Origin of the sequence: [Clostridium] symbiosum ATCC 14940, from assembly GCF_000466485.1 — a bacterium.
Lineage (GTDB): Bacteria > Bacillota > Clostridia > Lachnospirales > Lachnospiraceae > Otoolea > Otoolea symbiosa.
In genome coordinates this window covers 1-1,293 of record NZ_KE992897.1, presented here as the reverse complement: position 1 = coordinate 1,293, position 1,293 = coordinate 1, and the positions used below count along the sequence as shown (strand labels likewise).

Genomic DNA, 1,293 nt, shown 5'->3' with positions numbered 1-1,293 from the left:
CTCCGTTTTTTCATAGATTACTTGACACTACCTATTCCTGCCCTGTCTTTATATCACTTTCCTGGAAGAGATATTCCAAATTGAGGCGCACTTTATCCAGATACTCCTCAAACTGATCCAACTGCTCATCAGTAAAACCGGCAAAAAGAGCATTTTCCACCTTCTTAAATATCTTTTCGCTTACCTCCACAACCGCCTGCCCCTTGGGAGTAATGCATATCTGATTGTAGCGGTTATCATCCTTATCCGTCACGCGGCTGATATATCCTCCCTTTTCCATCTTCTTCAGGGAGACTGCAATCGTTGCCGTGGACACATGCTGTCGGTTGGCTATTTCCTTCTGCGAGGCGTTGGGAAACTTTGAAATAAACATCAGGATCTGATGCTGGCTCCGGTAAACGCCTGATTTGTTCAGCTCTCTTTCCAAATACATCCTGTGCAGTTTATTAGCCATAATATATTTTTCTACCAGTTTCTGGTTGCGTGTCTCCGAACCATCATGAAAATTATCATTCATTCTTTTTCCTCCTTGTTAGCTCTCTAATAATTAACTATATGATAATTAGTTAGTTAACTTATGTCAAGTTAAATTTTTATGAATACAATTATGAGCCATTGAAGACGGCTGCAGTCTGTGATAAAGTATCCTTAACAATGTATGCTTAAACAGGGAACTATTGACAGAGACGCGCAGGATGCCTGTCAGATCGTATAAAGAACGGCAATTCACCGGAATCTGATGAAAAAGAGGGGAAAGAAAATGAAGAAACTGTTTCATAATGAGTCTTTTAAAAAATATATCCTTATCAGTATCATCTGTACAGCGGTTCTGGCGGCGGCCGGCGTGTTCTCTTACCGCCGGCACACCCTCGCGCCGGAACGGACGGTGGAGAAAGTATTAGAAAATATCACTTCCGGTATTCCCGCCCAGACTTCGGATCTGGATGAACTGATCAAGCAATTTGAAACACAATACCAGCCGTATTTTACCAATGAGGCGTATAACCAGGCAGTCCAATTGCGGCAGTTCACTGCCTTCCACAATCAGAACCCTGATTTTGAAGGCTCTATCCATATCTCTTCTCCGGAATTTGAAACTTTGGATTCTTCTTTGGGGGATATCAGCCTGTATGGAACCTTTCAGGTTAACTTTACTCCTGTTGATGGTACCTCATTCACACAGAACTGGAATATTCAAGTCCGGCTGGTTCAGGAGGACGGCAGATGGCTGATACGTTATATGCGGCTGAAATTTAATAAAGCAGGTGAGGACGCCGCCGGTACGGCCAGCGG

2 protein-coding genes are annotated in these 1,293 nt (G+C 43.3%); one reads left to right on the top strand and one right to left on the bottom strand.

The annotated features are described in order from the left end of the window. Positions 1 to 31 precede the first annotated feature (31 nt). Positions 32 to 517, bottom strand: coding sequence for a MarR family winged helix-turn-helix transcriptional regulator (locus CLOSYM_RS09940; RefSeq protein WP_009296456.1), 486 nt, complete (start codon positions 515 to 517; stop codon positions 32 to 34). A 243-nt stretch (positions 518 to 760) separates the two neighbouring features. Here CLOSYM_RS09940 and CLOSYM_RS09935 point away from each other — a divergent pair. Then, a partial coding sequence (locus CLOSYM_RS09935) for a hypothetical protein (protein WP_242828666.1) occupies positions 761 to 1,293 on the top strand: 533 nt, incomplete at its 3' end.